The organism is Acinetobacter sp. YH16051 (assembly GCF_013417135.1).
Classification (GTDB): domain Bacteria; phylum Pseudomonadota; class Gammaproteobacteria; order Pseudomonadales; family Moraxellaceae; genus Acinetobacter; species Acinetobacter towneri.
This window is the reverse complement of the sequence record NZ_VPEN01000132.1, coordinates 1-1,232: the sequence shown is the minus strand read 5'-3', so window position 1 is coordinate 1,232 and position 1,232 is coordinate 1. Positions and strand designations below refer to the sequence as shown.

Below are 1,232 nucleotides of genomic sequence, written 5' to 3'. Positions count from 1 at the left end.
GAGAGCAAAAAAACAACAACGGTGAGCTTTAGAATTGAAGATGATCTCAAAGATAAACTTCAAATCATTGCTGAACGAGAAAATAAAACTATCACCAACAAAGCACGTGAAATCCTCGCTGAATCACTCCATCTTTCACCGAGAAAAACGCTCACAGAACGTTTACAGGATGATGTCACCCGTATTGACCAAGAACTGCGCCACAACCTCCGAAAATGGAACTTAGAAGTCAATCATCAACTCAGCACGCTTAACGCCAGTCAAAAACTTCTGAATGATTTCAGTGAACGATACTCACATTTAAGGCAAGAACTGGATGATGAAAAAAAACGACATCAAAAAACACAACAAAAGCTGACTCGCTGGACGATAACCTTTTTCCTAACCGTTCTACTCAGTAATGCACTTATCATCACATTAATTTTATTTTTTAGGTGATCGGGATGGAAAAAAAAGAATTAGAGAGACTCGAAAAACATATCGCCGATGCTATCAGACAATCGGGGATCAAACCTGTAAGAGAATCGCTCAATAAAACTATTTTTTTACTGACCTTTGGTGGACTCAAAAGTATGCAAAAAGTGTTTGATGAAGCATTTGATGAAATCACCGAAGCCAGAAAATACCGATCATGGCAACGCATAACGGATTGTTTAAATGAGCATACAACCCATAATTTAAGCGTGCTTACCGTAAAAACTATGTACAAACGCGCCAAGAAAAAACGGGAAAATAATAAAACGGAGTGACCGAGTACCAATCAGCATCAGATGCACTTCCGCTTCCTCGATGAAAAATAAATTTTCATCTTGCGGCGAGCGTTGCGGATTTAAATATGACGGGATTTTTTTGTGATACTCCGAAAGGCACAGAGCCGAAATGATTGTGACATCACTTCGGCTCTGCTAATCTGATTCGGTGCATTCGTTGCTAAGATCAGACCTAGACAATCCAATCTTAGCAATGGGAAGCTCGCTTGTCACGACTTCCTTAAAACCATTCAAAGACAATAACTCGCATGTGCCACTTGATTGACTCGGACTTAGCCCGGTCTCCGAAAGGATAAACAGGCAAATTGTGGTAATAAAACGTACCGGAAAACGAAATTCCGGCTCTGCCTCCGAATCACGCTGCGGTATCGAAAGATTACAGTGCGTACCTGATAAGAGCACCAATCAACGGACTAGGGATTTCTTGGATTGCACCGTCGAAAGAAGCCCAACCTAACCAGA

Annotated in this window: 2 protein-coding genes; both read left to right on the top strand. The window is 41.1% G+C overall.

Features of this window, described 5'->3' with window-relative positions; genetic code table 11:
- On the top strand, positions 1-438 hold a 438-nt coding region (locus FTV41_RS14865; protein ID WP_179995853.1), incomplete at its 5' end, for a hypothetical protein.
- Positions 439-443: 5 nt separating this feature from the next.
- Positions 444-749, top strand: coding sequence for a hypothetical protein (locus FTV41_RS14860; RefSeq protein WP_179996778.1), 306 nt, complete (start codon positions 444-446; stop codon positions 747-749).
- Positions 750-1,232 lie beyond the last annotated feature (483 nt).